General features: G+C 63.0%; 8 protein-coding genes. 3 read left to right on the top strand and 5 right to left on the bottom strand.

What is annotated here, in order from left to right; translation table 11 throughout:
* From ACSLE4_RS10375 to petA, 4 genes are all read right to left on the bottom strand, one after another.
* Window positions 1-667 (bottom strand): phosphorylase family protein (locus ACSLE4_RS10375; protein ID WP_435904381.1); only part of this gene is annotated, 667 nt, incomplete at its 3' end.
* 581 nt (window positions 668-1,248) lie between these two features.
* Window positions 1,249-2,058 (bottom strand): cytochrome c1, encoded by an 810-nt coding sequence (locus ACSLE4_RS10370; RefSeq protein WP_435904380.1) that lies wholly within the window; start codon window positions 2,056-2,058, stop codon window positions 1,249-1,251.
* Complete coding sequence (locus tag ACSLE4_RS10365; RefSeq protein WP_435904379.1) at window positions 2,058-3,350, bottom strand: cytochrome b; 1,293 nt, start codon at window positions 3,348-3,350, stop codon at window positions 2,058-2,060. Before ACSLE4_RS10365 ends, ACSLE4_RS10370 begins: the two co-directional genes overlap by 1 nt.
* A gap of 9 nt (window positions 3,351-3,359) precedes the next feature.
* A complete protein-coding gene (gene petA / locus ACSLE4_RS10360) occupies window positions 3,360-3,962 on the bottom strand; it encodes a ubiquinol-cytochrome c reductase iron-sulfur subunit (RefSeq protein WP_435904378.1) in 603 nt (200 codons plus the stop codon).
* Between the two features lie 333 nt (window positions 3,963-4,295).
* Between petA and hemF the strand changes: the two genes are divergently transcribed.
* Complete coding sequence (hemF, locus tag ACSLE4_RS10355) at window positions 4,296-5,171, top strand: oxygen-dependent coproporphyrinogen oxidase (protein ID WP_435904377.1); 876 nt, start codon at window positions 4,296-4,298, stop codon at window positions 5,169-5,171.
* Between the two features lie 6 nt (window positions 5,172-5,177).
* Here the strand turns inward: hemF and ACSLE4_RS10350 are convergent, their stop codons facing one another.
* Window positions 5,178-5,348, bottom strand: a complete 171-nt coding sequence (locus ACSLE4_RS10350) for a hypothetical protein (protein WP_435904376.1) — start codon at window positions 5,346-5,348, stop codon at window positions 5,178-5,180.
* 342 nt (window positions 5,349-5,690) lie between these two features.
* Between ACSLE4_RS10350 and ACSLE4_RS10345 the strand changes: the two genes are divergently transcribed.
* Both ACSLE4_RS10345 and ACSLE4_RS10340 read left to right on the top strand, forming a co-directional pair.
* Window positions 5,691-5,906: a cold-shock protein gene (locus tag ACSLE4_RS10345; RefSeq protein WP_069624118.1), complete on the top strand. Its 216-nt coding sequence runs from the start codon at window positions 5,691-5,693 to the stop codon at window positions 5,904-5,906.
* A 223-nt stretch (window positions 5,907-6,129) separates the two neighbouring features.
* Window positions 6,130-6,564, top strand: a complete 435-nt coding sequence (locus tag ACSLE4_RS10340) for a BA14K family protein (RefSeq protein WP_435904375.1) — start codon at window positions 6,130-6,132, stop codon at window positions 6,562-6,564.
* The last annotated feature ends 191 nt before the right edge of the window (window positions 6,565-6,755 follow it).

Here is a 6,755-nt window from a genome sequence, read left to right as displayed (position 1 = left end):
GCACGGTCACCGCGTCATGGTCCGGATGCCAGCAGTCGAAATCGGTGACCATGGCGACCGTCGCGTAGCAAAGCTCCGCCTCGCGGGCGAGCTTGGCCTCCGGCAAATTGGTCATGCCGACGACCGAGTAGCCCAGCCCCTTGTAAGTCAGGCTTTCGGCGAGCGTCGAGAATTGCGGCCCCTCCATGCACACATATGTGCCGTCGCGCGCGACCCGGATGCTTTCGGCTTCCGCGGCTTCGGCGATGCGCATGCGCAATCGCGGCGCCGTCGGATGCGCCATGGAGACATGGGCAACGCAGCCTGTTCCGAAGAACGAGGTCGCCCGGTTATGCGTGCGGTCCACGAACTGATCGACGATGACGAATGTGCCCGGCGGCAGCTCTTCCTTGTAGGAGCCGCATGCCGACAGCGAAATGAGATCGGTCACGCCGGAGCGCTTCATCACATCGATATTGGCGCGGTAGTTGATGTCAGTCGGCGACAGCCTATGACCCTTGTCGTGGCGCGACATAAACACGATCGGGAGGCCCTCGATATCGCCGATCCGGACCGCCGCGGACGGCGCGCCCCACGGGCTCGCGATATGTTCCTCGCGCACGTTTTGCAGTCCGGGCAGATCGTAAAGCCCGGAGCCGCCGATAATGCCGAGCACCGCTTTCGTCATGAGATCCCCTTGGCGGCGGTCACTCGCCGAATGCATGTAGACCACGGCCCAAACATGACTACCACGGCCGTCGTCGCCCGGCGTGAAGCCTTCGGCGCGCGTATTGAGAAGCCAGAGCGGCCCTTGCTGGCCGAGCCCAAGCGGTACGCCGTCGGCCTCAAGCGCCAGAATGTAGTCGGAGCCATCGATGTCTTCCGGCAGCAGGTAGCCGGTATAGCCATCCGCCGCAACGAATGTCGTTTTCACCTTTGCCGCCTCGATGAAACCCAACACCTCGCTCAGAAGCGGCCCGGTAAAGGTGGCCTCTTTCTCCAGCTCGATGGGCTTGGCTTTGACCGTGCCTTGCGGCAGCGCCTCCAGCATGGCGCGGTCGAATTCGAACCCGTGCTTGAACTTGACCTTCAGCACGGCCAACAGACTGTCCTGTTTGGCGTCGAGCGGGCCGCGATTTGGCTTGCCGACAAACCCGCCCACGGTGAGCACCACCATATCTTTCGGCGTGGTCGCGCCGTCCGCGGCGAACGCGCGAAAGCTTACGAGCGCAATCAGGAAAAAGATGAGCACCCGCGCCATGGCAGATCTCAAGTTGCGTCGGCGTGGTCGCGGCGATGGAGCCGTGCCCACACGGCACGCTTGGAAAGATACATGATCACCGCGAACACGAGCAGGAAGATCATGATCCGTGCGCCGAGCTTATACCGTTCCTCGAGCTTGGGCTCCGCCGCCCACATGAGGAAGGCCGACACATCCTTCGCGTAATTGTCGACCGTGGGCTTGGTGCCGTCGGTGTAGGGGATGACCCCGTCCACTAATGGATTGGGCATGGCGATCTGATGCCCCGGGAAGGCCTTGTTGTATTGCATGCCCTGGGTCATCTCGAAGCCGGCGGGCGGCGGTACATAACCCGTGAGCAGGGCATAGATATAGTCGGGCCCGCCGGGGCGCGCCTTGGCCATGACCGAAAGATCCGGCGGCAACGCCCCGTTGTTGGCAGCACGCGCCGCAGCGTCGTTCGGGTAAGGCGAGCGGAACCGGTCGGACGGGCGCCCCGGGCGCTGGAACATCTGGCCCTTGTCGTCAGGACCGTCGGTGATCTGCGCCTGGGAGGCGAGAACCTCGACCGCCTTCTCCGAAAACTCCGGTCCACCCGGCTCGCCGAGATTGCGGTAGGACAAAAGCCGCATCGAATGGCAGTTCGCGCAGATGTCCTTGTAGACGCGGTAGCCGCGCTGGAGCTGCGCCCGATCGTAGTGGCCGAAGGGCGGCGCAAAGGACCATTCCTGCGCCTCGATCTCGGGGCCATGACCGTTTCCGGCGTCCTCGGCGAACGCGGCGCCGGGAACAACGAGCGCGGCCAGAAGCGCGGCGGCAAACGTCGAAAGGTGCCGCATCACGCCACCCCCTCGCCCGCGGCCGTGCGCGGCGGCGGCGTCTCCGCCGGCCGTTTGCTCTCGGGTCCCAAGACCGACTGCGTGATACTGCCGGGCAGCTTTTTGGGCCGCTCGATCAGGCCGACGATCGGCATGATGATCAGGAAGAAGGCGAAGTAGTAGAAGGTGCACAGTCGCCCGAAGAACAAATACCAGCCTTCAGGGGCCTGCGCGCCGAGATAGCCGAGCGCCAGGCAGTTGATGACGAACAGCCAGAAGAACCACTTGTAGATCGGCCGGTAGCTCGTCGAGCGGATGCGCGACGTGTCGAGCCACGGCACGAAGAACAGGACGCCAATACCGCCGATCAAGCCAATGACACCCAACAGCTTATCCGGAATGGCGCGCAGGATCGCGTAGAACGGCAGGAAGTACCACTCAGGCACGATGTGCGGCGGCGTCTGCAAAGGATTGGCCTCGATATAGTTGTCCGGATGACCGAGAAAGTTCGGGGCATAGAACAGAAGCACACCGAACAGGATCAGGAACATCACCAGAGCGAAGCCGTCCTTGATCGTGTAGTACGGGTGGAACGGCACCGTGTCCTTTGGCGTCTTCACGTCGACGCCCGTGGGGTTGTTGTTCCCCGGAATGTGCAGCGCCCAAATGTGCAGAATAACCACGCCCGCGATGATGAACGGGAACAGGTAGTGGAGCGCGAAAAGCCGGTTCAACGTCGGCGCGCCGACCGAGAATCCGCCCCAGATCCACTGCACCAGCGTGGTGCCCAACCCCGGGATCAGAGTATCAAGCGATGAGAACAGATTGGTGATCACGGTCACCGCCCAGAAGCTCATCTGCCCCCACACCAGCGAATAGCCCATGAAGGCGGTGGCGATCATCAACAGCAGGATCAGCACGCCCAAGATCCACAAAATCTCGCGCGGCGCTTTGTAAGAACCGTAATAAAGCCCGCGAAACGTATGGACGTAGGCCGCGAGGAAAAACATGGATGCGCCGACCGCGTGCGCGTAGCGCAGCAGCCAGCCCCAGTTCACGTCGCGCATGATCTTCTCGACGGAGTCGAACGCGCCCTCGGGCGTCGGCACGTAGTGCATGGCGAGCACGATGCCGGTGACGATCTGCACCGCCAGCATGAAGGAGAGGATGCCGCCGAAGGTCCACCAGTAGTTCAGGTTGCGCGGCGTCGGGAAAACCATGAACTGGTCATGCATCATCCGCGGCACCGGCAACCGCGAATCGAACCATCGCTCGATGCCGGTCGATGGCTTGTAGGTAGAAGGATGCGCCATGGTCCCGGCCTAACCGATCGTGATTTTGGTGTCTGAGGTGAAGGTGTAAGGCGGGATGTACATGTTCTCCGGCGCGGGCCCGACGCGCACCCGGCCCGCCGTGTCGTACTGCGACCCGTGGCACGGACAGAACCAGCCGCCATAGTCGCCCTTGTATTGGCCGGGCGCCTGGCCCTGGGGAATGCAGCCGAGATGGGTGCAGATGCCGATCATCACCAGCCACGGCTCGCGCTCGGGCGCGGCGCGGTTGTCGTCGGTGGCAGGCGCGTCGTCCGGCAGATTGGCATTGCGCGCCAGCGGATCGATCAGGTCGTCGACTTTGACGCCGGTCGCCGCCTCGACCTCCTTCGCCGTGCGGTGGCGAATGAAGATAGGCTTGCCGCGCCACATCACCGTGATGGCCTGGCCCTCCTCGATGGGCGCGAGGTCCACATCGGTGCTGGATAGCGACAAGGTCGAGGCGTCCGGGTTCATCTGATCGAGCAGCGGCCACAACATGGCCGCGCCGCCGATCGCGGCGAAGCCGCCGGCGCCGATCAGGATCACATCGCGGCGCGACGGATCGTCATCTTCAAGAAGGGAAGGGTCGGTGGACGTATCGGGATTGGCCACGGGCCAAGAGCTCCTGACGATTTAAGGAGCCGAAGAGAGCAACAGCCCAGCCTCTCGGCCCTCTTAGCCGGCAACGACGCGCCGAACTTCTGTTATTGCCTCTCGTAGTGCCGTTGACCGGCACGATTGGTGCCGGTTTTTCTGGCACTGCTTCTCCAGGTTGTCCAGAGCCCGCAAGATGGTCAAATTGGCGCAGAAGGGACCTGATCGAGATCAAAGTTTGGGCACGCTGCCTCATATGCCATGCCCAGGCGGCACGCCCTGTGACAGGATCCACTCGCGGAACGGTAGAACAGTAAGCCAATGCAACAGGAAGACGTCAAAGAGTCGAAAATGAATGACGCGTTCGAGACGAGCAAGGACCGCGCGCAAACCTGGTTCGAGACCTTGCGCGACCGGATGCTTGTGGCCCTCGAGGCACTCGAAGACTCAGCAGAGGGAGCGCCCGGCTGCGAGGGCAAGGAGGCCGGCCGCTTTACCCGGAAAGTCTGGACCCGCGAGGAAGGCGGCGGCGGCGGGGTGATGTCTTTGATGTCCGGCCGCGTCTTCGAGAAGGCCGGCTGTCACACCTCGACCGTCCATGGCGAATTTCCGAAGGAGTTCGCCAAGCAGATCCCCGGCGCCGAGGAGGACCCGCGCTTCTGGGCCTCCGGCATGTCGTTCATCGCGCACCCAACGAACCCCAACGCGCCCACCGGCCACATGAACACCCGCATGGTGGTGACCTCGAAGGGCTGGTTCGGCGGCGGCGGCGACCTCACCCCGGTGATCAATCGAAGGCGGACCCAAGACGATCAAGACTCGAAGGATTTCCATGCCGCGATGAAGGCCGCCTGCGAGGGCCAGGCGTCCGCCGACTATCAGCGCTTCAAGGACTGGTGCGACGAGTATTTCTACCTCGCGCACCGAAAGGAGCCGCGCGGCATCGGCGGCATCTTCTACGACTATCTCGACTCAAGCGACTGGGAGGCGGACTTCGCCTTCACGCAGGAAGTCGGCAAGCGCTTCGTCGAAATCTATCCGGAGATCGTGAAGCGCAATATCGCGCTCGGCTGGACGGACGCAGACCGCGAGGAGCAGCTCATCAGGCGAGGCCGCTATGTGGAATACAACCTGCTCTACGACCGGGGCACCATTTTCGGGCTGAAAACCGGCGGCAATGTCGAGGCGATCCTCTCCTCCTTGCCGCCGCTGGTCAGGTGGCCATAAGGGCCCCTATCCCCGGATCCCGGCATACATCAAAGGCGGGGTGATGGAGGTGGTGGCACCGGCTTCGATGGCGGCGGCGCTGCTGAGCTCCAAGCCTGCGAACGGGGTGTCTTGGGCGAGGCGCGCGAAGAGCATGGCGAGCGCCGTAAGCACCAGAACTGCAACGATTTTCCACATATCCGCTTCCCTTCCTTCGGCCCCGGAAGCGCGTGCTCCGCGCTCACCTGTGTGAAGGTTTAGGGTTTGGCGGCTGAACCCAGTCTGAGGCGGTCGTTCATCTGGCGTTTAGATTCCGGATCGGCCCCGAACTTCCCACTTGCCAAGGAGTTCGGCATCGCTCATCCTCTTGGCCACCGGGCGCCCACGGCTTTGGGCGCGGACTTGGACGACGGCAAAGTGACTAGCGGCGCAACAGCTCGACCCTTTCCTGACATCTCAAGACGTCGAAGGCCCCTCTCTGTCGAGGCGGGTCGGCGGCCCGTTGTGTGAAACTTTTGAAACGGGAAAGGATTCCCTGACATGTCTCGTGTGAACGGCACCGTGAAATTCTTCAACCATACGCGCGGCTTCGGCTTTATTCAGCCGGAAGACGGCGGCAAGGACGTCTTCGTGCATGCCTCGGCGCTCGAGCGCTCCGGCATTCCGCCCCTAAACGAGGGCGACAAAGTCTCTTTCGAGATCGAGGACGACCGTCGCGGTCGCGGCAAGCAAGCAGCCAACGTGCAGCTCGCCTAAGCAAGCGCGAAAAATCTGACCCTTTTGAACCGCCGGGCCCCGCCCGGCGGTTTTTTCATGCGCTGGAAGGAACTTAAGAGCCGGGCGCCGTTCAGGCCCGGTTCATCTTATTGGCCCTAAATTGCCTTAAAGCGGGGGCAAAAACTCGCTTCACCCTATCCCTGGGGGAACCCTCCACTCCGCAAGACGCCTCCCAGCATCTTGCGCTTAAGGAACGCGAACAATGGGTAAGACAACCTTCACAGCACTGATTGCTGCGTTTGTCGGGGTCATGGCCCTGACACTGTCCGTCCCGGCGGAAGCCGGCCGCGGGCACGGAAATGGCTGGAAAGGTAGCGGCAACCGCTACGTCCAGAACAACTATTACGGCCGCGGTGGCGGCTACTATGGCCGCCGTGGCGGTGACAATTGGAATGCCGTGGGCGCAGGCCTGCTCGGCTTCGGCGTCGGCGCCATCGTCGGCAGCGCGCTAACCCCGCGCGAGGTCTATGTGGTGCCCCCGCCTCCGCCGCCCCGGCCGGTCTACACGAACGCCGGCTACGGGCCGCCGGCCTGGACGCCGGACTGGTACACGTACTGCTATTCGCGCTACCGGAGCTTCAATCCGAACTCCGGGACCTTCGTCGGCTATGACGGCTACGAACACTTCTGCCGCTAAGCCACGAAGCTGAGTGAGACGTTGCGGCCCGTCGGATTTGCGTCCGGCGGGCCGTTGCTTTTGCACCACACTCGTCTTCGATCCGGGCGTTTTGCCCAGCCCGCCCGCGCCGTGCGGATTCCGCTAACCAACGGCTTTCACAAGGTATTTACCCCTGCGTCAACTGGGCCCGCCCTGTGCCCCCATTGTGC

The sequence above is a fragment of the Methyloceanibacter sp. genome, assembly GCF_051306395.1.
In the GTDB taxonomy this organism is placed as follows: domain Bacteria; phylum Pseudomonadota; class Alphaproteobacteria; order Rhizobiales; family Methyloligellaceae; genus Methyloceanibacter.
The sequence above is the reverse complement of the archived record's forward strand: the minus strand, read 5'-3'. Positions and strand labels throughout refer to the sequence as shown.

What these genes read in the sequence shown, in the direction of transcription:
- ACSLE4_RS10365 (WP_435904379.1), bottom strand. Translation starts at nt 3,350, where the DNA reads ATGGCGCATCCTTCTACCTACAAGCCATCGACCGGCATCGAGCGATGG.
- ACSLE4_RS10340 (WP_435904375.1), top strand. Translation starts at nt 6,130, where the DNA reads ATGGGTAAGACAACCTTCACAGCACTGATTGCTGCGTTTGTCGGGGTC.
- ACSLE4_RS10370 (WP_435904380.1), bottom strand. Translation starts at nt 2,058, where the DNA reads ATGCGGCACCTTTCGACGTTTGCCGCCGCGCTTCTGGCCGCGCTCGTT.
- ACSLE4_RS10350 (WP_435904376.1), bottom strand. Translation starts at nt 5,348, where the DNA reads ATGTGGAAAATCGTTGCAGTTCTGGTGCTTACGGCGCTCGCCATGCTC.
- hemF (WP_435904377.1), top strand. Translation starts at nt 4,296, where the DNA reads ATGAATGACGCGTTCGAGACGAGCAAGGACCGCGCGCAAACCTGGTTC.
- ACSLE4_RS10345 (WP_069624118.1), top strand. Translation starts at nt 5,691, where the DNA reads ATGTCTCGTGTGAACGGCACCGTGAAATTCTTCAACCATACGCGCGGC.